Here is a 20,885-nt window from a genome sequence, read left to right on the forward strand (position 1 = left end):
TATGTCTGTTCCTGAAGAGAACGGACATATCCGACGAAGGTTCCTGCCTATTATTGCTTGAGCGACCAGACGGTGGCGTGGGCAACCGTCCCATCGATGGTTTTCAGTTGCGCGGCGCGCACCGGCTCGAAGCTTTCGATGCGTTTGGTGCCGACATATCTGCCGTGGTCGGCAAAGACCTCGATGGAGCCGTAATCGAGGAAAATGCGCAGCCGATAGGGGCGGGCACCCTCGGAAATATAGCGTGGTCCGGGGCTACTGCGGCCATCCTCATGGCGTATCCACAGGCCCGTTTCATCGCAGATAACGCCCAGGCGCACGGTGGGGTGGTCCAGTTCAAGCTCGAACGGCATACCGGGTTTGGTCAGTTCGAACAGGATTTCCACGGCGCCGGTGGGAAACGCGATGCGCTCTCCGACGGCCAGCCGGGTGCGATCCAAAATGCGATGGCGCAGGCTTTCGGCTGCACCGATGGGCGGGGTCAGCAGCGCGCCTTTGGAGAAGTGCAGACGCCGTGGCAGGGTCATGGCGGTGGGGAAATCAATCTCCGGTGTGGCATCCGCCCAGTTGGCCAGCCAGCCGATGCCGACAATGGTGTCGCCATCCAGAAAGGCCTGAAACGCGTAATTATCCGTGCCGAAATCCAGCTCCTGTCCAAATTCCTTGACGAAGCTCTTGCCGTCGAACCAGCCGACATCGGCCATGGTCAGGTTCTTGCGGCCGGTCTTCACATCATCGGAATGCATCAGGCCATACACCAGCACCCAGCGGGTGGAGCGGGCATTGGCCGGGCCATCCAGCGGCAGCAGGCACGGGCATTCCACGGCGGTGGTCTTATAGCGCGTTTCCACCCACAGCTTGCCCACATAGGTCCAGCCGGAGGCGGCTGTCGGGTCTTGCGTTTCGTAAAGCAGAATGACGCCACCGCCATCGCTCTGGCTGCCCAGCAGCATTTTCCACAGGCCATCCGGCCCACGAAACACATAGGGGTCGCGGAAATCCGGCGTCAGTCCTTGGCCATCGGGCCGGTGGCCGAGAATGACCTCGGCCTGTCCGGCCATGATGAGATCGGATGAGGTGGCGGTGAGCTGAATCTGTTGTTCCGGCACGCGGTCCTGCACCTGCTCGGTAAAAAACACACGAATGCCGGTGCCTTCCACCAGCGGAATGGTGGAGCCGGAATAGGCGCCGCCGCGCTTGTCTGGCCGGGTCGTGAGGTCTTCGGAAGGGAACAGAAAGATCGGCAAATGCCGCCAGCGCAGGTAATCGGAAGACACCGCATGACCCCAATGCATGGTGTTCCAGCGCAGGCCGTGGGAATAATGCTGATAGAACAAATGCGGACGTCCCTCGAAACGGCCAAAGCCATTGGGGTCGTTCATCCAGCCGAAAGGCGGGCGAAAATGATAGCTGTCCGGCAGGTCCGGGGCGGCATTGTCCGGCTTTGTGTGGACAACGGTGATGCCGGTTTCCAGCACGTCGGAGGCGGTAAACCAGTAGATGACGGACACGGCGGTCGTCACCGTATCGTAGCTCAGCTCCACACGCCCGCCGCCGAAAACCTGATAAATGCGGAAGCTGAATTCATCGACATTGCTGGTGGAAACCTCACCAAACTTGCCGTTATTGTTGGAAAATGCCAGCGAGCCCGGTTCTTCCGGCTTCTTTGCTTTCAGCCAGATGTGGATGGTCGCATTGACCGGAAGATCGGTTTGAATGGTGCGGATTGCGCTTTCGATCTCGTCTGTCGGAGTGATCTCTGCGGGCAAGGCTTTATCATTCATTCCAATATCCTTCCATTCCTATCAAGACACAGAATAGGAACGAAAGTGGCAGGTTAAAGTTCATTCACGCGCATGACAGATGCTGCCAGCCACTACAGCGTGATTTGTGTTTTCTGCCAGGTCCGGCTTTTTTGCTGCTCAGGTCGCGCGTCGAGTATCTCTCTGGAGAAGGCCTCGAACGCATCGTCGTCGATCGCGGATGCCTGCTCCAATGCATTGCTGTTCAGCAGGCGACCGTTGAAGTCGGCGCGTGTAGGGGTTGTGTCAAAGCTGTAACGCGTGCCAAAAACTGCAATTTCCGGTGTTCGGCAGGCGAAAGAGGTCAGACCATTTACCGGATGCGCGGCGACACTTGAGACCGGAAAAGCATCCAGCAGGTTCTCCGAAGGCTCTTTCATCGGCGTGTAACCGTAACGGGCAACGCCGCTTGACTGAAAGCTTTTACCGCGCGGTTGTTTCAACCCGTCCAGCCAGGACACCGCAATGATGCGCTCGCCTTGAGCGCGCGTATAATGCAGTGTGTTTTTTACGGGGTTGAAATTGCTGTGTGTTTTAGAGGTTAGAAGTGCTTGTGCAGTCGGGACGCTGGACGGACCAGATAAAAATACGCATGCGGCAACAGCCGTTACAAAACGAAGATTTATCATAAGAAATGCCCCCAGAGCAGAATGATAAGCCTGCCGAATCAGTTGATTCCATCAGAATGCTCGGACTAACGAAAGAATTCAATTATAAATTAATTAAGCAATATCTTTTGCACGTATTGATTATGAAGATGACGTAATTCTCCGTGAGTTTGTTGAGCGGGCGCGAGTTCAGTCGGCGCACTGCCGGGCTGGTATATGTCCGTAAAAGTGCCCATATATGCGCTGAAACAGGGAGCAGACCCGTGATCCATTTTGACAATTCCTATGCGCGCCTGCCAGAGCGCTTCAGTGCCGCCGCGTTGCCGACGCCGGTGCGGGCACCGCAGTTGATTGCGTTCAACAGGCCGCTGGCGGCAGAGCTTGGGCTGGAGCTTGACGGCGTGGACGATGCGCGGTTGGCGGCGATATTTTCCGGCAATGTGGTGCCGCAGGGTGCAGAGCCGCTGGCCATGGCCTATGCCGGGCATCAGTTCGGCAATTTCGTGCCTAAACTGGGTGACGGGCGGGCCATATTGCTGGGTGAAGTCATTGATAATATTGGAAGAAGACGCGATATCCAGCTAAAGGGTTCCGGCCCCACGCATTTTTCGCGCAGAGGCGATGGACGCGCGGCCCTTGGGCCGGTGTTGCGGGAATATATCGTTTCCGAGGCGATGTTTGCGCTGGGCATTCCAGCCACGCGGGCGCTGGCGGCGGTGGCCACGGGGGAGCGGGTGCAGCGCGAAACGGGCCTGCCCGGTGGCGTGGTGACGCGGGTTGCGGCCAGCCATATTCGTGTCGGTACGTTCCAGTTCTTCGCGGCGCGCGAGGACAATGAGGCCATTAAGACGCTGGCGGATTACGTGATCGAGCGGCATTACCCGGACGCGAAACACGCCGAGAGACCGTATTTTGTCCTGTTGCAAAGCATTGCCGAACGGCAGCGTGAGCTTGTGTGCCGCTGGATGATGGTGGGTTTCATCCACGGCGTGATGAACACCGACAATGTGGCGATTTCCGGCGAAACCATCGATTTCGGACCCTGTGCCTTTATGGATGAATATAATCCTAACAAGGTGTTCTCCTCCATCGATGCGCAGGGGCGGTACGCCTATAACAGCCAGCCCGGTATTGCGCAGTGGAACATTGCGCGGCTGGCCGAATGCCTGCTGCCGCTGCTGGACGAAGATGCGGACACGGCGGTTGATCTGGCCAATGGTGTGCTGGCGGAGTTTGCCAGCCAGTTCCCCAAACGCTGGCTATCCGGTATGCGCGGCAAGCTGGGCCTGACGACGCAGGATGATGCCGACGAACAATTGGTGCAGGATTTGCTGGCGCTGATGCAGCGATCCGAGGTGGATTTCACCCTGACATTCCGCAGGCTATGTGACGCGGCAGACGGCGACGCCGAGGCGTTTCGCGGCATGTTTATCGATCTGGCCGGTGCGGATGAATGGCTGTCCCGCTGGCGGGCGCGGACATGGCGCGAGAGCGTGACGGAGGGTGATAGGGCCAAGGCGATGCGGGCGGTGAACCCTGCAGTCATTCCCCGCAACCACCGCATCGAAGAGGTGATTGCGGCGGCTGTGGAAGATGAGGATTTCGCGCCGTTTCATGAGGTGCTGCGGGCGACGGCACGGCCCTTTGAGGAGGTGGCGGAGTTCGCGGTTTATGCGCAGGCCCCGATGGGGCATGAGCGGGTGTTTCGGACGTTTTGTGGGACGTGAGTATGAGTAGCAAGGACGGTGGGTGTGGCTTACCCCCCTCTGTCCTGCCGGACATCTCCCCCTCAGGTGGGGAGATCGACTCGCGGCCTGCTCTCGATCTTATCTTACGTTGAGATTGAGCAGCGTAGGAGCGTCTAGCCGATCTCCCCCCTTGAGGGGGAGATGCCTGGCAAGGCAGAGGGGGGTGAGCCGCGCATGCTGTGGCTAACGTGCTAAGGCACTACCCTACCTTCGCCAAACCACCCTGCGGCGCATAATACTGTCCAAACCGATTGGCCAAGAAATCGGCAAGCCCGATATCTTCCTGTTTTACAAAGCCTTTTTGCGGCAGCTTGCCATCTTTCAGAAGATCAAGAACCGTGGTGATGCCGGACGCGGTGGTGATCTGGATGGCGCTCATCATGCGGCCGGAGACGGGGCCGGCATAGACTTTGTGGGCGTAGGTTTCCTGCATGAAGCGGCCGTTTTTCGTGCCGCAGACGGTGACGAAAACGATGACGACATCCTGCATGGTGGCGGGAAGGGCGTTTTCGAACAGGTCTTTCAGCACATCGCGGCGGTTGCGCAGGTTGAGGTCGTTGAGCAGCGCCTTCATGATGGAGGCGTGGCCGGGATAACGGATGGTGCGGTAATTCATGGTGCGCACCTTGCCTTCCAGCGTGGCGGCCAGAGTGCCGAGACCGCCGGACGTGTTGAAGGCCTCATAGGTGACGCCATCCAGCGAAAATTCCTCGCGCTCTTCCAGTGCCGGAACGGCGGTGAGGCGGCCTTCAACGATGGCTTCGCAGGGTTCGATATATTCGTTGATGAGGCCGTCCGTGCTCCAGGTGAGGTTATAGTTCAAGGCGTTGGACGGATATTGCGGCAGAGCGCCGACGCGCATACGCACGCTGTCCAGCTTGTCAAACCGTGCAGCGAGATCAGCCGCGACGATGGAAATGAAGCCGGGCGCAAGGCCACATTGCGGGATGAGGGCGATCTCGGACGTTTCGGCCAGTTTCTTGACCTTGCGGGTGGATTCCACGTCTTCGGTGAGGTCCAGATAATGGGTGCCGACGGCAACGGCTGCCTCTGCAATGCCTGCGGTGAGGTGGAAGGGGGCGGCGGACAGCACCGCAAACTTCTCCTTCAGCAGCGCTTGCAGGCCGAGGCGATCGGTAATGTCGACGATCTCGGTATCGACCCGCTCATGGGCGGGGACGTTGGCAAGCTGGTCTGCGGAGCGATCCGCGACCGTGACGCGGTAGTCTCCCGTGACGGCCAGCATCCAAGCGATTGCCGATCCGATATTGCCTGCGCCGATGATTACGATGTGTTTCATGTCTGTCCCCCGAAGATTATTGTGAGGTAACAGAATGCCGTATCTGGCACACGATTCGTAGCTTCACATTATGCGATTTAACGTATAAAATTAGGCATATCGCCAACAGGATTGCGCAGAATGACGACGAGCGACAAGGACCGGGCGCTGCTTTCACTGCTGGCGGAAAATGCCCGTATGCCGGTGGCGGAACTGGCGCGCAAACTCGGCCTTTCCCGCACCACGGTGCAGGCGCGCATAGAGCGGCTGGAAGCCGAAGGGGTGATTGCCGGGTATGGCATCAAGCTGTCGGAAAGCTATCTTTCCGGGCTGGTGCGGGCGCATGTGCTGATTACCATCGCCCCCAAAGCGCTGGGTGGTGTGACGGCGGCGCTGGCGGCGATCAATGAGGTGACCACACTGCATTCCGTCAGCGGCACCTTCGATCTGATAGCCATTCTGGCCGCACCTTCGATCGCCGATCTGGATCGGTTGCTGGACCGCATTGGTGGGTTGGACGGGGTGGAGCGCACGCTGTCTTCGGTGATTTTATCGACGCGGATTTCGCGGTGAGACCGTGCAGGCGGGTTACGCCCGCTTCAAATTCTCGACTTCTTCCGGGTGTTTGTCCAACATGCGGAAGAGGTTGATGACCGCGGGTGTAGGCGTGACTTTGCCGGTTTCGTAACGCGAAAAGGCATTGTGGCCGCCACCCGTGAGCTTTGACGCTTCGGCCTGATTGATATTCAGTTTCTTGCGAATACGACGCAATTCCTCTCCTGTGGAGCGGCGGGCTTCCAGCACCAATGCATCACTGGCTGCCGCATAACGTTCAGCACTTTGCGCATCATATTCGATTTCGCCGCAGGCGGCGCAGCGAAAGCCGGACAAGCCTTCGACGTTGGTCACTAGTCCTCGATGATCTATGCGGTGGGTTTCGTTGGCGAAAGCTTCCATTCTTGCGCCAGAATCGCAGGACATGCAAAGTTCAGTCATGGTTGCAACTCCTTGAATTGTATTACCAGTGCTCCATCAGCACGAAGCGTCAGCTTGATGTAGGCTTTGCCGCTTTTGGTATCGGCATGGTACACATCCTGCCAGACGGTGTTGTCACTATGGGTCGTCATAGATTTGTAGAGGCATTTGTTATTGAGCTTGCAAATGACCTCGACCATTTCCGCCACGGTCAGATCCATCCGTCTTCCGCCATCGATTGCAGTTTTTGTGAACACCGCTGCTTTTCGTTGCTTCACAATGGCGATGATGGCCTGAAGACTGTAATGGGCTATCCGTTTTTCCATACCACATATTACCCTTAAAGGGTAATTTTACAAGATGGCATCTTTATGGCTGTCTTTTTATCAAGCCGGGTCCGTGCTCCCACGCTTCGCCTTGAAAAACATCTTTAGTCGCTGGATGTCTTGCGCGGTCCAGCCTTGCGGTTGGGTCACTTCCAGCCATGCGTCGATGTAATGTTCCGGGGCGTAAACATGGCCGTAGCCCATGGGGGCTGTGGTGGCGGCGGCGACGTCCAGGAGCAGTTGCAGGGAGGTGACGACGGGGAACCAGCGGAAGGAGGAGGAGACATCGCGGCCGCGGGGTTGGTCCATCCATTCCGGGCGGCGATAGAGGGCGGCGGGCTCAAAAAAGGTGATGGGATCGCTGGCATATTGCAGGTAGACGATACGCATCGGCCCCCAGTTTTTATCCGGCATATGGGCGTTTGTGTATTGATCTGCAAAGCGGATGACCGAGGAATCACGGAAGGTTGGCAGCCATTGCGGGGTGCCGGGAACGCGGCCATTGGTGGCCATGCGCCAGGTGGGGCTGGAGAAGGGTGGGCCGCTCCACAATGCGCCCTGGAAGGGATCAGCCAAAACATCATAAAGATCGGAGGATTTCTGGCTATTGAGCGCGCCGAGGCTGAGGCCGTGCAGATAGAGCTTCGGGCGGGTGTCTTTGGGCAGCGTTGTCCAGTAGCCGTAGATGGCTTCGAACAGCGCACGCCCGGTTTCCACGCCGTAATCCGGTTCTGTCAGCAGGGCTATCCAGCTTGAAAGATAGGAATATTGCACGGAGACGCTGGCGATGTTGCCATTGTGCAAATATTCAACCGTATCAATGGCTTCCGGGTCTATCCAGCCGGTGCCGGTGGGCACCACGACAAGCAGCGTTTCCCGCTCGAAACCGCCGGTGCGCTTCAACTCATCCAGCGCCAGTTGGGCACGTTTTGCGGGCGTATCGGCGGAATTGAGACCGGCGTAAACGCGGATGGGTTCCATGGCGGTACGGCCCGTGAAGGCGGAAATGTCCGCACTTTTCGGGCCTGTGGCGACGAATTCCCGGCCCCGGCGACCGAGCGATTCCCACGACATAAGCGAGGCTTCGCTGCCGGTTTTCAGAGGCTCGGAGGGGCGGGGGACATCGGGTTGGATGAGGCTGTCGACCTGTTTCAGCGAACTGTCCATGAAGCGCAGGCCGATATCGACAATCAATCCGTTCAGCAGCAGCACCGCGATGACGGCGGCTGCGCCGATGCCCACGACATTGGCCAGTCTTCGCGGCAAAAAGCGGCGGGTGCGCAGGGCAAACAGGCGCCGCACGATTTGAAACAACCGCCCAAAACCGATGAGAAGGCCGGAAACACCGACGGCGATTGCGCCGGTTTTAACGCGGTGGGCGCTATCCAGCGGTTCCAGTTCCATCAAAACACGAATGGAATTTTGCCATGTGGCGGCCTGCCAGAGAAAGCCAACGGCGGCAACGATGGCGGCCAGCGAGATGACGAAAAGAATGCCGCGCTTATCATGCCGGGAGGGCTGCGGCAGGCCGAGATAGACGACGATATCCTTCAGCAAAACGCCGATGAGATAACCGATGGCAAAGGAAAAACCGCACAGCACGCCTTGCATGACAAAGGTGCGGGGAAGCAGCGAGGGCGTGAGCGATGCGCAGAGCAGCACCGTGCCGACGACGATGCCCGTGCTCGAAAGCGGTATGACCAAACGCCTGATCCATCTCAATGTTTTGCATCCTTCCCCGTGGTTTGCGCGGGCAGTGTAATATGCGGGGAGGGTGTGTGGAAGAAAGATTACGGAATATATTTTGAGGGAAATAGGAATTTAATCCTTGACGGCGTGACGGTCGTTTGGTAGGTTTATGGCACAGTCGGAGATTTGCGGTTGGGCGGTGGTGGTGATTAACCCTCTTACCTTTGTGGGTGGGGCATCCCCCTCTGCCTGCCGGCATCTCCCCCACAAGGGGGGAGATAAATCGCGGCGACCTCTCGGCCATCTGAAACGTTGCATTTGTGGCAGTGATTGCCGGATTTGCTGTCTCCCCCCTTGTGGGGGAGATGCCGGCAGGCAGAGGGGGTCTATTCTGCGTTTAGTGCCCTTACCCAAAGGCAAACCATGACATTGATGATCGACCACGACCTTTCGCTTTACTGCGATTGGCCGCAGAGGCGTGTTTATGCGCCTGATACAGCTCTTGAAACAAAGTCGGTTCAGCAGGACGGTGCCATTGACGGGCCGGACGCGTTGTGGCGGCTGATGAATGAGATGACGGCGGAGATGCGGGAGCAGTTTCGGTTTTTTCGCGAGTTGCGCGAAGGGGCCGGGGCGGCGCTGGATGAAGCTGCGGACGATGCGGCGGGGAAGTTGGCGCGGGCCGATGTGAAGGCCGCGACCGATGCGATGTCGCTGATTGTCCGGACGCTGGAAAAAATCGACACGTTGCAACGGCAACTGGCCCGTGACCGCGAGGCGCAGGCAGAGAGCGAAGCGGACAATCAGGATTATGAGCAGGCCGTTGCATTCTTCCAAAAGCGGATCGACGACCTCGTCGAGCAGAAGCTGCGGGCAAGACTTGGCGCTGCCGGTCTGGCGCCGGAAGGGCAACCGGCTGACGGGGGAGAATGATGCGGGAAAAGCATCGCTGCCGCGCATCGGTTCTGACAGGCCGGACATTCGTGCCCGAGAGATTGCCAGGGGCATGACGGAGCCGTTGGCCGACCGATATAAACGGGATCACGTCGATCGTTTCAACCGCGATTGGCGTTTTGTGGGAAATTATCCGCAGCAGCAGCCGGACGGCGACTGGCGCAACTGGTTGCTGATTGGCGGGCGAGGCTCCGGCAAAACACGGGCCGGGGCGGAGTGGGTGCATGTTGTTGCATCCGCAGGCGACACATCCGATCTGCGCATTGCGCTGGTGGCGGAAACGCTGGGCGATGCGCGTGAGGTGATGATCGACGGGGTTTCCGGCATTTGCCGCGTGGCCCGGTTCAAACGGCCGGATTTCGAAGCGTCTCGCCGCAGGCTGGTGTGGCCAAACGGGGCGATGGCGCAAATATTTTCTTCCGAAGACCCGGAAAGTCTGCGCGGTCCGCAATTTCATTTTGCCTGGGCCGATGAGCTGGCAAAGTGGCGTTATGCGCAGGAAACCTGGGACATGCTGCAATTCGGCCTCCGCTTGGGGGACCGGCCGCAGCAACTGATTACCACCACGCCGAGGCCAATACCGCTGTTGAAGGCGCTGATGGCCGATCCGGCCAGTCGGGTGGTGCGGATGCGAACGCATGACAATGCGGATAATCTTTCGCCCGGTTTCATCGACGCGATGATGCAGCGTTACGGCGGCACGCGGCTGGGGCGTCAGGAGTTGGACGGCGAGCTGATTGCGCAGCGTGATGATGCGCTGTGGAAACGCGCCGATCTGGAAGCGATTTTCGATGCCAGACCGGATGTTTTGGCGCGGATCGTGGTGGCGGTGGACCCGCCTGCGGGAAGCGGCGAGGGGTCTTGCTGCGGCATCGTTGTGGCAGGGGTGGGCATCGATGGGCGCTTCTGGGTTCTGGCGGATTGCTCTGTTGAAAGTGCTTCGCCCGCCGGATGGGCGCGGGCCGTGGTGGCCGCGCACCGGCGCTTTGAGGCTGACCGCGTGGTGGCCGAGGTGAACCAGGGCGGGGAGATGGTGACTGCGATGCTGAAAAGCATCGATGTCAATCTGCCGGTGACGATGGTGCGAGCCAGCCGAGGCAAGTTTACCCGCGCTGAGCCCGTGGCCGCACTTTATGAGCAGGGCCGGGTGCGGCACGCGGCGCGGTTTGAAAAACTGGAAGACCAGATGGCGGATTTCGGGCCGGATGGTTTGTCTTCCGGCAAATCACCGGACCGGCTGGACGCGCTGGTGTGGGCACTGACGGCGCTGGCGATGGAGGTGATGGCGGAGCCGCGGGTGCGGGGGATGTAAGGCGTGTTTTAGGACGATTGCGAGCGGGCCAATGGCGAGGAATGTGCACGACCGTCTTATGGGCTTTGTTCAAAAAAAGCACGCAACGGCTTTGCGCCGGACGGTGTTTGGGATGTGTTCGATTTGGGAAAGAAGTTCGGCATTGAAGTTTCTTATGGATAACCCTATTCCTAAAAATACACACGTCTTGGTAGAAGCGTACGCAGGTTTCGGATTTCGTAAATGAATGAACAATTCATCATTAGTCGAGCTATTTTGATCGCGAACTATACAGGGATAGCGGTCAGCTTTTTTCTATTTCTTTGGTTCGAGTTTCGGCCAGCAATCACGTCATTCTGGAAAAGATTCTTCGCGGGCTATGCAGCGTATTACGTTACGTTCGTATTAATCGTACACATAATCGACCGCTACATAACCTACCGGGTTTACACATTTGATCATGACGGCGATCAGGTTTTTCAGGACCACGAACTTGTGGGAGAACTGGGTTTTTTCTGGGATGCCATGATATTGGATGCGGGCCGAAATTTTGCGCCATTCACCGGGATCATCTATGGTGTCATCATAGCATGTATCGGCTATGGGCTGGCTTTCGCGTGCGGTCGCGCCTTTAAATACTTCCGCGCTAAGCTTAGTTCGCCACAATAAGCAAAAGACGCCCGCGATTGGCTTAGAGCCATTTCACGGGCGAATTTCATAGATCGAACAATGCAATTATAGTGCCTTCGCCCATCACTTCTTAGGAGACTGGGAAGGCTTTGGCTGTGCGCCAACTTCGCGCATCTGCCGCCATTCGTTTTCGAGGCGGTCGTAGGTTTGCTGGGGAATTGTCGCTGTCATGGCATTCCTCCTTACGGGATGAGCGCGGCTGGGTTGCGCGGGCTGAAACCAAGTAAGCGGACGGAAGTTCCCTATTTCAAGGCAAATTTTACCCTTAAAACGGTTCGCATGAATTAAAATCGATTAATATTTTTTCAAATCGATTTAGGTGCCGTTTGCTGGTTGTGGAAAAACGGGGGGTTAGGCCTCCTTCATTCGGAAAGGTCATAATGATGATCGACAGGCAGCGATTCTTTTCAACCATGCGCGGTATTCTTTTTGGCGGAAAATTGACCGTTGCGCAGGTGCGCGGCACGGAGATGGTGCTGGATATGTTTCAACAACGGGCAGCGGGCGGTGATGTCAGACATCTGGCCTATGCGCTGGCGACCGCGTTTCACGAGACTGGCGCGACCATGCAGCCGGTGCGGGAAACCATGGCGCCGAATGATGACGCGGCCATTGGCATTCTGGACCGCGCCTTTGCGGCGGGCAGGCTGGGGCAGGTGAAGGTGCCCTATTGGCGGCGGGATGCGGAGGGCAAAAGCTGGCTGGGGCGCGGGCTGGTGCAACTGACGCATAGGCGCAATTACGAGGCGATGTCTGCCGTGACCGGCATCGACCTTGTTGGAAGACCGGAGCGGGCGATGGAGCCGCAGGTTTCAGCTCTGATTCTGGTCGAGGGCATGATGCGGGGCAGTTTCACCGGGCGGCGGCTTTCGCACTATTTCAGCGGTGTTCGGGCCGATTGGGAAGGGGCGCGGGCCATTATTAATGGCACGGACCGGGCGGGTCTGGTGGCGGGTTATGGCAGGGCTTTTCACATGGGCATGACGGCAAGCCGGATTGAACAGGCCGCAGCGGGATGATACGCGGTTTCTCATCCAAAATTTGCATGACAGGTGCTACCATGATCCGCCATATCGTTTTTTTCACCGTGCCAGAAGCCAACCGCGATGCGGTGCGCAAAGGTCTTTCCGGCCTGACCGGCATTTCCCATGCGCTGAAACTGGAAATTGGCGAGAACGTGAAGAAGGACCAGTGGGGCAATTCGGTGGACTTCGTTGTTTATGGCGAGTTCGAGAACGAGGCGGCGCTGGCCGCGTATAAGGCCGATCCGGCCTATGACCTTTCCACCAGCACAGTGAAGCCGCTGCGCGACACGCGGGTGGCTGCGGATTTTGACAGCGATACGGCGGTGAAGCAGCCGATTGGGTGACGTGAAGATTTTCACAGCCCTGCTTTATTTGAAAAATTCATATTGAATATTATATCCTGCGAGATATATTTGGAGTTATAAATGCCTTACAAAGTTCGTTTTCATTCCGGCTTCATACCGGAGTGGAAAGCGTTCGAGATGGGCTTGAAAGAGCTGGTCGGCGAGGTGTTGGATCATCTGGAAGATGACGGCCCGTTTCTGGGTCGGCCAGACGTTGACACGCTGAATGCTTCTCGGCACGCGAATATGAAAGAGATCAGAGTTAAGCATGGCAAGCAGATCTGGCGTTTTGCATTCGCTTTTGATCCGAAGCAGAGTGCAATCATTCTGTGTGGAGCTGACAAACAGGGTGTAGACAAGGCACGGTTTTACCGACAACTCATTGCCAAAGCCGATGACCGTTTTGACGCGTGGCTGAAAGAGATGAAGACATGAGCGACGCTTGGAAAAGTTTCAGGGCAGAACTACCAGACGATGTGCAGAAGCGTCTGGACGCCAAGCGTGAGGAGCGTCGTCTCGGAAAAGCTTTGGCTGAGGTTCGTAAAGCGATGAACGCCACTCAGCAGGATGTTGCAGCCAAAGCCAGCACCACTCAGAACGCAATTTCGAAAATGGAAAATGCAGACGATGTTTTGCTTTCTTCTGTCGTTCGTTACATGCACGCGATTGGTGGCGGAGTAGAGTTGGTGTTGAAAACAGCGGATGGTCAGGCGCGGCGCGTCGATTTCGACCCGGAAATTTATGTAAAAAATATCATCCCTGTATAAAGGGAGTTGAATGCGCGCTATCGCCCGCTGACTGCAATCTCTTGAACGACCAAGGCTATTTTGCCCGTTCTGCTTCCAGCAGAACGGGTTTTCGTGTTTTCGTGAAGGATAATTCCATGCGATTTTTTGTGAACTTGCCGTGGCGGCGCGCAATGGGACGTAAGGGGGGGCGTGAGGTTGTGCGCGAAGAGAAGGCGGCGGGCGGGTTTCTGGTGCTTTCCGGCGAGGCCGGGCGGGCGCATTGGTCCGGGCGGTCTTATGCAGCGCTGTCTCGTGAAGGATTTATGCGCAACCCGGTGGCGCACCGGGCGGCACGGATGGTGGCGGAAGCTGCGGCGTCTGTGAGCTGGCTGCTGTATGAAGGCGAGGACGAGATTGCCGACCATGCGCTGCTGCGATTGCTGGCGCGACCCAACGGGCAGATGAGCGGGCCGGATTTTTTCGAGGCGCTGTACGGGCATCTGCTGCTGTCCGGCAATGCCTATATCGAGCCGCTGCTGGTGGGGGAGCGGTTGCGGGAGCTGCATCTGCTGCGGCCGGATCGGGTTAATGTTGTCGAAGGGGCGGATGGCTGGCCGATGGCGTTTGATTATCGCGCTGAGGGCCGGGCCGGGCGACGGATTGCGGCTGACCGGGACGGGTTGGGTTTGCTGCATCTGAAACTGTTCAATCCGCTGGATGACCATGGCGGATTTTCACCCTTGGCGGCGGCGGGAGCGGCACTGGATTTGCACAATGCCGCCAGCATCTGGAACAAGCGGCTGCTGGAAAATTCCGCCCGGCCTTCCGGTGCGCTGGTGTATCAACCAAAGGAGGGCGGCAATCTTTCCACCGACCAGTATGAGCGGCTGAAACGGGAGCTGGAAGAGTGCTATGCCGGAGCGGTGAATGCCGGGCGCCCGTTGCTGCTTGAGGGCGGTCTGGACTGGAAAAGCATGGGTCTTTCGCCCAAGGACATGGACTTTATGGAGGCCAAGAACGGTGCGGCGCGGGATATTGCGCTGGCACTGGGCGTGCCGCCGATGCTGCTGGGCATTCCCGGTGACAACACCTTTGCGAATTATCAGGAAGCGAACCGGGCGTTTTACCGGCTGACCGTTCTGCCGCTGATCAACCGCACGGCGGCGAGCCTTTCCGGCTGGCTGGCGCCTCTGTTTAAGGGCGCGCTAAGGCTGGAGGCTGATCTGGACAAGATTGCGGGGCTGGCGAGCGAGCGGGATGCCTTGTGGGCGCGGGTGGGGGCTGCGGGGTTTTTGAGCGATGAGGAGAAGCGAGAGGCGGTGGGGTATTGATGGAGTTTCTGCTCCGTCATTCCGGCCTTGAGCCGGAATCCAGTCGCCGCGTCCGCGGCGCGAAAGAGTTTTTTGCGATCAAGGACTTGATCGCGCTGGACCCCGGATCAGCTCTGGCGTGACGGAGGGTGGGTGGGCGCTGTCGTCCCCCGATTTCTACACCGTTGAATCAGTTTATGAACGACCGGAATCCGTTTGTGAGGGCTTCGCCTCAACCGATTCTGATGACTCAGGAAATGGCGCTTTGTCGCACGGGTCATTCGGCTCCAACGTCCTTCACTCTAATCTGGAAACATTACCCATGTCTGAATTTGCCAATGAGGGCGGCATTTGGGCTGCTCGGTTTACCGGGGCCGTGGCGGGCGCCGGGGTTTCGTTGATCTATCTCCTGCCGCAGACGCACCGCGAGGCGGCCAGCCGGTTTTTGACTGGCTTGGCCTGCGGCATGATCTTTGGCGGGCCGGTGGGGCTTTGGATCGTCAAGCACCTGGATATTGCCGATGGGCTTTCGCGGCAGGACGTTATGTTGACGGGTTCTGCCGCCGCAAGCCTCTGTGCCTGGTGGGGGCTGGGGGTGATGGTGCGGGTTGCGGAGCGTTATGCGACGCGGCCCAGGGGATAGCTCAAAGCTTGCCGTCGTCATGCTCGGGCTTGTCCCGGGCATTTGCGACGTCGAATTCTTATCGACGTGATTAGATCCTCGCCACAAGGGCGAGAATGACGAAAAGTAGCGATGCGGGGTTCATCGCGCATCCGTCGTTCCTTCCTCAATATCGCAGGAGATTTTCATGCACGCTTATCGCGGGCCGCGGCCCGCCACGCGCAAATTTGCCACGCTGGACGTGCGCGGCATTGCTTTTGATGGCTCGTTTTCCGGTTATGCCAGCGTTTTCGGCGAGGTGGATCTGGGCCGCGACGTGATTGAACGGGGGGCGTTTCGGCGCTCCATTGAGGAGCGCGGGGCGGGTGGGATTCGGATGCTTTATCAGCATGACCCCGCCCAGCCGATCGGGGCGTGGCGCACCATTCGCGAGGACGAGCGCGGGCTTTATGTCGAGGGCGTGCTGGCGCCGGATGTGGCGCGGGCGAAAGAGGTGCACTCGCTGATGAAAACCGGCGCGCTGGACGGGCTTTCCATCGGCTTTCAGACGGTGCGGGCGGGCAAGGCTTCGCGCAGCGGCGTGCGGCGAATTCTTGAGGCCGACCTATGGGAGATTTCCGTGGTGACGTTTCCGATGCTGCCTTCGGCGCGGGTGTCCGACGTGAAGAACGCACGGTTCTTTCGCGACCGGGAAACGGAACTGGTGCGGACGATGCGCCTGATGGCGAAGAGTTTGGCGGCGGGTGCTTTTGGGCGGTGAGGCCCATCTCCGTCATGCCGGCCTTGAGCCGGTATCCAGCGCAGGCGCGTCTGCGCCCCGAAAGAGTCTTTTGCATCGCAGACGCGACGCTGCTGGACCCCGGATCAGGTCCGGGGTGACGGAGGTTGGGTGGGATGTCGCCTTCCACATTTCTACAAACAATCAACAGAGGAAGACCACATGACAGAACAGAGGGTTGCACCGCAGATCAAGGCTGTGCCGGACACGATGACGGCGGCGTTTGATGATTTTATGGAGGCGTTCGAGGCGTTTCGGGAGACCAATGATCAGCGCTTGGGCGACATCGAGCGCAAGATGGGCAGCGATGTGCTGACGCGTGAAAAGCTGGAGCGCATCGACAAGGCGCTGGATGACAACAAAAGGATCATGGATGATCTTTCGCTGAAAAGGGCGCGTCCGGCGCTGGGCCGCAGGGGCGCGGCCTCTGCGGAAACGGAGGAGCACAAGGCGGCTTTCGAGGCCTATATTCGCCGCGGTGACGAGGGTGCGCTGCGCGATCTGGAGGCCAAGGCTTTCGCGGGGAATGTGGGGGCGGATGGCGGTTATCTGGTGCCGAATGAGACGGACAGCGACATTGGCAGGCGCATGGCGGTGGTTTCGCCGATGCGTGGGCTGGCAACGGTGCGGCAGGTTTCTGGTGCGGTGCTGAAAAAGCCGTTTGCGCCGAGCGGCCTTGCGACCGGCTGGGTTTCCGAAACGGCAGCGCGACCGCAGACCAACACGCCGCAGCTTTCCGAGCTGACCTTTCCGACCATGGAGCTTTACGCCATGCCGGCGGCCACCCAGGCGTTGCTGGATGATGCGGCTGTTGACATCGAGGCGTGGATTGCTGCCGAGGTGGATGTGGCCTTTGCCGAGCAGGAGGGCACGGCGTTTATTTCCGGTGATGGCGTGAACAAGCCCAAGGGCGTGCTGGCCTATGACACGGTGGCGAATGCGAATTGGGAGTGGGGCAAACTCGGTTATCTGGCGACGGGGGCTGCGGGTGCGTTTGCCTCTGCCGGGCCGCAGGATGTGCTGATCGACACGGTGTATTCGCTGAAAGCCGGGCACCGCCAGAATGGCAGCTTCATGATGAACCGCAAGACGCAGTCCACGCTGCGCCGCATGAAGGACACGACCGGCAATTACATGTGGCAACCGCCAGCCTCTGCCGGGCAATCCGCATCGCTGCTGGGATTTCCGGTGGCCGAGGCTGAGGATATGCCGGATGTGGGGCCAAGCAGCATGTCCATCGCCTTTGGTGATTTCCGCGCTGGGTATCTGGTGGTGGACCGCACGGGCATTCGCGTGCTTCGCGACCCTTATTCCGCCAAGCCTTATGTGCTGTTTTACACCACCAAACGTGTTGGCGGTGGGGTGCAGAACTTTGAGGCGGTGAAGCTGGTGAAATTTGCGGCTTCGTGATTTTTAGGCTCAGACTTCTCTCTCCGTCATGCCGGGTTTGACCCGGCATGACGGACGGCCAAATACATGTCATCGCCTGTGGCTTACCCCCCTCTGTCCTGCCGGACATCTCCCCCTCAAGGGGGGAGATCGGAAAGACGATCCTTCTTAATTTCAATCGCAACGTTTGAGTTTGGCGAGAGGCTGCCGCAGATCGATCTCCCCCCTTGAGGGGGAGATGTCCGGCAGGACAGAGGGGGGTAGGCCACAGGCGATGACGGGCGATACTTGCGGTAGTGGACGCAAGTACACGCTCCTTTCGTTCCCACCTGCCCGGAGACACTATGACCTATGCAACAATCACCCCGCCGCAGGCGGAGGCGTTGACGCTTGCCGAGACGAAAGCGCATTTGCGGCTGGATGGCGAGCATGAGGATGCGCTGTTGATCTCGTTGATCCAGACGGCACGCGCTTATCTGGAACGCCAGACCGGGCTTTGCCTGATGCGTCAAAGCCTTCGACTTTACCTCGACGACTGGCCACGCGATGGCGTGATTCAGATTGCGAAGGGGCCGGTGCAAGCTATCGAAAAGATTCTGGTTTTCGATGATGCGGGCGATCCGCAAGACGTGACCGCAACGGACAAGCTGCTGGATGGCGAGGCGCGACCGGCGAGGTTGTGGCTGCGCACGCCGCGCGCACCGGGGCAACCGCTGAACGGCATCGAAATCGATTTTACCGCCGGTTTTGGGGAAAGCGGTGCTGATGTTCCCGACACGCTGAAGCGGGCGATGCTGATCCACATTGCGCATATGTTTGCGTTTCGCGGGGCGGTTTCTGCCGCCGACCAGCCCGCTGGCGTGCCTGCGGGATATGAACGGCTGATTGGGCCGTTTCGCCGAATGGGGCTGTGAGTCATGAACCTGACTTTTCTGGACCCTGGCCAGCTGACCGCGCGGCTGGAGCTTGAGGCGCCGGAGGATGTGCCTGACGGGCAGGGCGGCGTGAGCGCGGGGTGGCTTTTGCTTCGGTCTTTGTGGGCGGCAATCGAGCCGGTGTCGCAAGGGGCTTATGAGCGGGCATCTGCCGATGGCGTGGCGATAACTCACCGCATCTGGATGGGTTTTCGCACCGATATCGCAGCGGGGATGCGGTTTCGAAAAGGGAGCCGCGTGTTTGCGGTGAAATCTGTGATCGACCCGGATGAAACGGGCCGCTTCATCGTCGGCCGCTGCGAGGAGGACAGCCGATGAGGGCGGGCAATGCGCTGTTGCAGGCCATTTATGCGCAGCTTGCGGGTGATGCGACGCTGGTGGAACTGGTGGGGCCGCGTGGTTTTGTTGACCGGCTGTTGCCAAGGCCGGTTCTGCCCTGTGTGGCCTATGGCGAAATCGACAGCCGTGATTATTCGACCGGCTCTGAAAAGGGCGAGGAGCATTTTCTCAACATCGAGGTGTGGAGCCACGAGGGCGGACGGAAACTGGCGCAGACTATTGCCGTGCGCATTCTGACGCTGCTGGACGATGCGCCTCTGGTGCTGGGGGACGGGATTGCGCTGGTGAGCCTGTTTTATCGCTCCAGCCGGTCTGTGCGAGAGCCGAAATCGAAGCTGTTTTTGACGGAAATACGGTTTCGGGCGGTGACGGAGTAGCACCAATTTCAAGTTGAAAGGACGAGACATGGTGGCGCAGAAAGGCAAAGACCTGCTGCTGAAGATCGATAATGGCGGGGCGTTCGTGACTGTCGCGGGGCTTCGCACGAAACGGCTGGCGTTTAACGCCGAGGCGGTGGACGTGACGGATGCCGAAAGCGCCGGGCGCTGGCGGGAATTGCTGGCCGGGGTTGGCATTCAGCGGGCGGGACTGACGGCCTCGGGGATTTTCAAGGACCAGCAAAGCGATGCGCTGGTGCGCGGAGCGTTTTTTGCCGGGCAAATTCCTGGCTGGCAGATCGTTATCCCGGATTTTGGGGCGGTGGCCGGGCTGTTTCAGATTACGGCGCTGGAGTATTCCGGGCGGCATGACGGCGAGGTGCAGTTTGAAATCGCGCTGGAATCCGCCGGTGCCATCACGTTTGGAGCCTTGTGATGGAGCCTAAGAATTTCGGGCGGGCGAACCGTCGCCGGGGCGAGGTGGAGGCGGTGCTGGATGGCGAAAGGCGGATTTTGTGCCTGACGCTGGGTGCGCTGGCGGAACTGGAAACCGCCTTTGCCGCCGATGATCTGACGGGCTTGGCCAGCCGGTTTGCCAGCGGGCGGATGAAATCCGCAGACATGATCCGCGTGATTGGCGCGGGGTTGCGCGGGGCGGGAAATGTGTTTTCCGACGACGATGTGGCGGCCATGAGCATCGAGGGCGGGATTGCCGGTTACGCCGGGATCGTGGGCGATCTGCTGACCGCAACCTTTGCCGGAACCGGTGCGGAGGCCACGGCCTCCCCTTGAGAGCCGCAGCGGGCGCATCGCATGAGGCACGGCCCTTTCCCTGGGGGCAGGTGATTCATGCGGGCATGTGCCTGCTGCGGCTTTCTCCTGATGTGTTTTGGGCACTGACGCCCGTGGAGTTCTTCGCCATGACGGGCGGGATGCGGCCACAGGGACGCGGGCTGGACAGGGCGGGCATGGAGGGATTGATGCGGGCGTTTCCGGATGGGTGATCAGGGCTTGGTGGTTTTCTTGGGGCGACCGCCTTTTGCACCGTTGGCACGGCTGGCTGCGGCTTTTGCGGGGGAGCGGCTTTGGCCGCCGCGACGTTGCGCCTGCATGAAGGAATTGCTGCCGAATATGCCGTTCATGAGGCCAATGATGGTGTAATCCACGTCGAGGTTTTCCCAGTGTAGCCCGGTTTCGCCCAGTAATTCTACCTCTGCAAGTTGGGTGGGGGTGGCGAGTTCCAAGCCTTCCACAGCACGGGCGGGAAACATGAAGGATGCGCCGTTGGTGAAATCCACAATGATCCGTTCAGAGGAATGATCGAACCGGACAGCGTTTGGGATGGGTCGCTCAGTGCGTTCCTCTGCCCAGCGTTGTTTCGCCTGAGCAAGCTCCTGATCGCTGATTTCAACCATGATATTGTCTCCAGGCTTCGAGGAATAGTTGCTGGTTTTCTTCAATCACGGCCACGGCGCGTCTCACATCCCGATCTGACATTCCGCCTTGGGTTATGACACCGAGGTTGATCATATCGATGCGGCTTTCACCTTCGCCATAGACATGAACGTGGTGTGGTTCGTGGTCTGCCGTATAGATGACGAAACGCATTCCGTATTGTCGAAAACTGTCACCATCCAATACTTAACCTAACTTCTTGGGTTTTTCAAGTTGTGTGG

The 20,885-nt window shown here is 58.8% G+C and carries 28 protein-coding genes; 20 read left to right on the plus strand and 8 right to left on the minus strand.

Going from position 1 to position 20,885, the window contains the following annotated elements; genetic code table 11:
• Window positions 1-50 precede the first annotated feature (50 nt).
• Both RMR16_RS02955 and RMR16_RS02960 read right to left on the minus strand, forming a co-directional pair.
• Window positions 51-1,784, minus strand: a complete 1,734-nt coding sequence (locus RMR16_RS02955; protein WP_320199243.1) for a glycoside hydrolase family 32 protein — start codon at window positions 1,782-1,784, stop codon at window positions 51-53.
• A 92-nt stretch (window positions 1,785-1,876) separates the two neighbouring features.
• Complete coding sequence (locus RMR16_RS02960) at window positions 1,877-2,431, minus strand: hypothetical protein (protein ID WP_432354195.1); 555 nt, start codon at window positions 2,429-2,431, stop codon at window positions 1,877-1,879.
• Window positions 2,432-2,676: 245 nt separating this feature from the next.
• Here RMR16_RS02960 and RMR16_RS02965 point away from each other — a divergent pair, with 245 nt between their 5' ends.
• Window positions 2,677-4,137, plus strand: coding sequence for a protein adenylyltransferase SelO (locus RMR16_RS02965; RefSeq protein WP_320199499.1), 1,461 nt, complete (start codon window positions 2,677-2,679; stop codon window positions 4,135-4,137).
• A gap of 220 nt (window positions 4,138-4,357) precedes the next feature.
• Here RMR16_RS02965 and RMR16_RS02970 read toward each other — a convergent pair whose 3' ends face one another.
• Entirely contained in the window at window positions 4,358-5,458 is a 1,101-nt protein-coding gene (locus RMR16_RS02970; protein WP_320199245.1) for a saccharopine dehydrogenase family protein, read from the minus strand.
• A 120-nt stretch (window positions 5,459-5,578) separates the two neighbouring features.
• Here RMR16_RS02970 and RMR16_RS02975 point away from each other — a divergent pair, with 120 nt between their 5' ends.
• The gene (locus tag RMR16_RS02975; RefSeq protein ID WP_320199246.1) at window positions 5,579-6,010 is read left to right on the plus strand and encodes an Lrp/AsnC family transcriptional regulator; all 432 of its coding nucleotides are present in this window, start codon (window positions 5,579-5,581) and stop codon (window positions 6,008-6,010) included.
• A gap of 15 nt (window positions 6,011-6,025) precedes the next feature.
• Here the strand turns inward: RMR16_RS02975 and RMR16_RS02980 are convergent, their stop codons facing one another.
• The 3 genes from RMR16_RS02980 to RMR16_RS02990 are packed head-to-tail and all read right to left on the minus strand — an operon-like array spanning window position 6,026 to window position 8,460.
• A complete protein-coding gene (locus RMR16_RS02980) occupies window positions 6,026-6,433 on the minus strand; it encodes a type II toxin-antitoxin system MqsA family antitoxin (RefSeq protein ID WP_320199247.1) in 408 nt (135 codons plus the stop codon).
• Entirely contained in the window at window positions 6,430-6,738 is a 309-nt protein-coding gene (locus tag RMR16_RS02985; protein ID WP_320199248.1) for a type II toxin-antitoxin system MqsR family toxin, read from the minus strand. The genes RMR16_RS02980 and RMR16_RS02985 overlap by 4 nt, the downstream gene beginning before the upstream one ends.
• 60 nt (window positions 6,739-6,798) lie before the next feature.
• Complete coding sequence (locus tag RMR16_RS02990) at window positions 6,799-8,460, minus strand: alpha/beta hydrolase (protein WP_413785974.1); 1,662 nt, start codon at window positions 8,458-8,460, stop codon at window positions 6,799-6,801.
• Window positions 8,461-8,850: 390 nt separating this feature from the next.
• On the opposite strand from RMR16_RS02990, the gene RMR16_RS02995 reads away from it, so the two are divergent.
• The 18 genes from RMR16_RS02995 (at window position 8,851) to RMR16_RS03080 (ending at window position 20,213) form a co-directional block, all read left to right on the plus strand.
• Window positions 8,851-9,360 carry a hypothetical protein gene (locus RMR16_RS02995; protein ID WP_320199249.1) on the plus strand — a complete coding sequence of 170 codons (510 nt, stop codon included), beginning with the start codon at window positions 8,851-8,853 and terminating at the stop codon, window positions 9,358-9,360.
• A gap of 73 nt (window positions 9,361-9,433) precedes the next feature.
• Entirely contained in the window at window positions 9,434-10,693 is a 1,260-nt protein-coding gene (locus tag RMR16_RS03000; protein ID WP_320199501.1) for a DNA-packaging protein, read from the plus strand.
• A gap of 222 nt (window positions 10,694-10,915) precedes the next feature.
• Window positions 10,916-11,341 carry a hypothetical protein gene (locus tag RMR16_RS03005; protein ID WP_320199250.1) on the plus strand — a complete coding sequence of 142 codons (426 nt, stop codon included), beginning with the start codon at window positions 10,916-10,918 and terminating at the stop codon, window positions 11,339-11,341.
• Window positions 11,342-11,742: 401 nt separating this feature from the next.
• On the plus strand, window positions 11,743-12,381 hold the full coding sequence (locus RMR16_RS03010; protein ID WP_320199251.1) for a hypothetical protein: 639 nt from the start codon (window positions 11,743-11,745) through the stop codon (window positions 12,379-12,381).
• Between the two features lie 41 nt (window positions 12,382-12,422).
• Window positions 12,423-12,731, plus strand: coding sequence for a Dabb family protein (locus tag RMR16_RS03015; protein WP_320199502.1), 309 nt, complete (start codon window positions 12,423-12,425; stop codon window positions 12,729-12,731).
• Window positions 12,732-12,812: 81 nt separating this feature from the next.
• Entirely contained in the window at window positions 12,813-13,166 is a 354-nt protein-coding gene (locus tag RMR16_RS03020; protein ID WP_320199252.1) for a type II toxin-antitoxin system RelE/ParE family toxin, read from the plus strand.
• A complete protein-coding gene (locus RMR16_RS03025) occupies window positions 13,163-13,498 on the plus strand; it encodes a helix-turn-helix domain-containing protein (RefSeq protein WP_320199253.1) in 336 nt (111 codons plus the stop codon). Before RMR16_RS03020 ends, RMR16_RS03025 begins: the two co-directional genes overlap by 4 nt.
• 116 nt (window positions 13,499-13,614) lie before the next feature.
• Window positions 13,615-14,790: a phage portal protein gene (locus RMR16_RS03030; RefSeq protein ID WP_320199254.1), complete on the plus strand. Its 1,176-nt coding sequence runs from the start codon at window positions 13,615-13,617 to the stop codon at window positions 14,788-14,790.
• Window positions 14,790-14,912, plus strand: a complete 123-nt coding sequence (locus tag RMR16_RS03035) for a hypothetical protein (protein ID WP_320199255.1) — start codon at window positions 14,790-14,792, stop codon at window positions 14,910-14,912. The genes RMR16_RS03030 and RMR16_RS03035 overlap by 1 nt, the downstream gene beginning before the upstream one ends.
• Window positions 14,913-15,091: 179 nt before the next feature.
• Window positions 15,092-15,412, plus strand: a complete 321-nt coding sequence (locus RMR16_RS03040; protein ID WP_320199256.1) for a DUF6107 family protein — start codon at window positions 15,092-15,094, stop codon at window positions 15,410-15,412.
• 166 nt (window positions 15,413-15,578) lie between these two features.
• Entirely contained in the window at window positions 15,579-16,151 is a 573-nt protein-coding gene (locus tag RMR16_RS03045) for an HK97 family phage prohead protease (protein ID WP_320199257.1), read from the plus strand.
• 180 nt (window positions 16,152-16,331) lie between these two features.
• Window positions 16,332-17,579 carry a phage major capsid protein gene (locus tag RMR16_RS03050; protein ID WP_320199258.1) on the plus strand — a complete coding sequence of 416 codons (1,248 nt, stop codon included), beginning with the start codon at window positions 16,332-16,334 and terminating at the stop codon, window positions 17,577-17,579.
• Window positions 17,580-17,902: 323 nt separating this feature from the next.
• The gene (locus tag RMR16_RS03055) at window positions 17,903-18,472 is read left to right on the plus strand and encodes a head-tail connector protein (protein WP_320199259.1); all 570 of its coding nucleotides are present in this window, start codon (window positions 17,903-17,905) and stop codon (window positions 18,470-18,472) included.
• A 3-nt stretch (window positions 18,473-18,475) separates the two neighbouring features.
• The gene (locus RMR16_RS03060) at window positions 18,476-18,811 is read left to right on the plus strand and encodes a phage head closure protein (protein WP_320199260.1); all 336 of its coding nucleotides are present in this window, start codon (window positions 18,476-18,478) and stop codon (window positions 18,809-18,811) included.
• A complete protein-coding gene (locus RMR16_RS03065) occupies window positions 18,808-19,209 on the plus strand; it encodes a DUF3168 domain-containing protein (RefSeq protein WP_320199261.1) in 402 nt (133 codons plus the stop codon). The genes RMR16_RS03060 and RMR16_RS03065 overlap by 4 nt, the downstream gene beginning before the upstream one ends.
• A gap of 28 nt (window positions 19,210-19,237) precedes the next feature.
• Window positions 19,238-19,645, plus strand: a complete 408-nt coding sequence (locus tag RMR16_RS03070) for a phage major tail protein, TP901-1 family (protein WP_320199262.1) — start codon at window positions 19,238-19,240, stop codon at window positions 19,643-19,645.
• Window positions 19,645-20,001, plus strand: coding sequence for a gene transfer agent family protein (locus RMR16_RS03075; RefSeq protein ID WP_320199263.1), 357 nt, complete (start codon window positions 19,645-19,647; stop codon window positions 19,999-20,001). Before RMR16_RS03070 ends, RMR16_RS03075 begins: the two co-directional genes overlap by 1 nt.
• Complete coding sequence (locus tag RMR16_RS03080; protein WP_320199264.1) at window positions 19,998-20,213, plus strand: rcc01693 family protein; 216 nt, start codon at window positions 19,998-20,000, stop codon at window positions 20,211-20,213. The genes RMR16_RS03075 and RMR16_RS03080 overlap by 4 nt, the downstream gene beginning before the upstream one ends.
• Here the strand turns inward: RMR16_RS03080 and RMR16_RS03085 are convergent, their stop codons facing one another.
• Entirely contained in the window at window positions 20,214-20,624 is a 411-nt protein-coding gene (locus tag RMR16_RS03085; RefSeq protein ID WP_320199265.1) for a DUF2442 domain-containing protein, read from the minus strand.
• Window positions 20,617-20,817: a DUF4160 domain-containing protein gene (locus RMR16_RS03090; protein WP_320199266.1), complete on the minus strand. Its 201-nt coding sequence runs from the start codon at window positions 20,815-20,817 to the stop codon at window positions 20,617-20,619. The genes RMR16_RS03085 and RMR16_RS03090 overlap by 8 nt, the downstream gene beginning before the upstream one ends.
• Window positions 20,818-20,885: the final 68 nt, after the last annotated feature.

Source organism: Agrobacterium sp. rho-13.3, from assembly GCF_033957765.2.
Lineage (GTDB): Bacteria > Pseudomonadota > Alphaproteobacteria > Rhizobiales > Rhizobiaceae > Agrobacterium.

Excerpts from the sequence above, each read along its gene's own strand:
- RMR16_RS02955 (WP_320199243.1), bottom strand. The coding sequence starts at position 1,784 with ATGAATGATAAAGCCTTGCCCGCAGAGATCACTCCGACAGACGAGATC.
- RMR16_RS02960 (WP_432354195.1), bottom strand. The coding sequence starts at position 2,431 with ATGATAAATCTTCGTTTTGTAACGGCTGTTGCCGCATGCGTATTTTTA.
- RMR16_RS02970 (WP_320199245.1), bottom strand. The coding sequence starts at position 5,458 with ATGAAACACATCGTAATCATCGGCGCAGGCAATATCGGATCGGCAATC.
- RMR16_RS02975 (WP_320199246.1), top strand. The coding sequence starts at position 5,579 with ATGACGACGAGCGACAAGGACCGGGCGCTGCTTTCACTGCTGGCGGAA.
- RMR16_RS02980 (WP_320199247.1), bottom strand. The coding sequence starts at position 6,433 with ATGACTGAACTTTGCATGTCCTGCGATTCTGGCGCAAGAATGGAAGCT.
- RMR16_RS02985 (WP_320199248.1), bottom strand. The coding sequence starts at position 6,738 with ATGGAAAAACGGATAGCCCATTACAGTCTTCAGGCCATCATCGCCATT.
- RMR16_RS02995 (WP_320199249.1), top strand. The coding sequence starts at position 8,851 with ATGACATTGATGATCGACCACGACCTTTCGCTTTACTGCGATTGGCCG.
- RMR16_RS03000 (WP_320199501.1), top strand. The coding sequence starts at position 9,434 with ATGACGGAGCCGTTGGCCGACCGATATAAACGGGATCACGTCGATCGT.
- RMR16_RS03005 (WP_320199250.1), top strand. The coding sequence starts at position 10,916 with ATGAATGAACAATTCATCATTAGTCGAGCTATTTTGATCGCGAACTAT.
- RMR16_RS03010 (WP_320199251.1), top strand. The coding sequence starts at position 11,743 with ATGATGATCGACAGGCAGCGATTCTTTTCAACCATGCGCGGTATTCTT.
- RMR16_RS03015 (WP_320199502.1), top strand. The coding sequence starts at position 12,423 with ATGATCCGCCATATCGTTTTTTTCACCGTGCCAGAAGCCAACCGCGAT.
- RMR16_RS03020 (WP_320199252.1), top strand. The coding sequence starts at position 12,813 with ATGCCTTACAAAGTTCGTTTTCATTCCGGCTTCATACCGGAGTGGAAA.
- RMR16_RS03025 (WP_320199253.1), top strand. The coding sequence starts at position 13,163 with ATGAGCGACGCTTGGAAAAGTTTCAGGGCAGAACTACCAGACGATGTG.
- RMR16_RS03030 (WP_320199254.1), top strand. The coding sequence starts at position 13,615 with ATGCGATTTTTTGTGAACTTGCCGTGGCGGCGCGCAATGGGACGTAAG.
- RMR16_RS03035 (WP_320199255.1), top strand. The coding sequence starts at position 14,790 with ATGGAGTTTCTGCTCCGTCATTCCGGCCTTGAGCCGGAATCCAGTCGC.
- RMR16_RS03040 (WP_320199256.1), top strand. The coding sequence starts at position 15,092 with ATGTCTGAATTTGCCAATGAGGGCGGCATTTGGGCTGCTCGGTTTACC.
- RMR16_RS03045 (WP_320199257.1), top strand. The coding sequence starts at position 15,579 with ATGCACGCTTATCGCGGGCCGCGGCCCGCCACGCGCAAATTTGCCACG.
- RMR16_RS03050 (WP_320199258.1), top strand. The coding sequence starts at position 16,332 with ATGACAGAACAGAGGGTTGCACCGCAGATCAAGGCTGTGCCGGACACG.
- RMR16_RS03055 (WP_320199259.1), top strand. The coding sequence starts at position 17,903 with ATGACCTATGCAACAATCACCCCGCCGCAGGCGGAGGCGTTGACGCTT.
- RMR16_RS03060 (WP_320199260.1), top strand. The coding sequence starts at position 18,476 with ATGAACCTGACTTTTCTGGACCCTGGCCAGCTGACCGCGCGGCTGGAG.
- RMR16_RS03065 (WP_320199261.1), top strand. The coding sequence starts at position 18,808 with ATGAGGGCGGGCAATGCGCTGTTGCAGGCCATTTATGCGCAGCTTGCG.
- RMR16_RS03070 (WP_320199262.1), top strand. The coding sequence starts at position 19,238 with ATGGTGGCGCAGAAAGGCAAAGACCTGCTGCTGAAGATCGATAATGGC.
- RMR16_RS03075 (WP_320199263.1), top strand. The coding sequence starts at position 19,645 with ATGGAGCCTAAGAATTTCGGGCGGGCGAACCGTCGCCGGGGCGAGGTG.
- RMR16_RS03085 (WP_320199265.1), bottom strand. The coding sequence starts at position 20,624 with ATGGTTGAAATCAGCGATCAGGAGCTTGCTCAGGCGAAACAACGCTGG.
- RMR16_RS03090 (WP_320199266.1), bottom strand. The coding sequence starts at position 20,817 with ATGCGTTTCGTCATCTATACGGCAGACCACGAACCACACCACGTTCAT.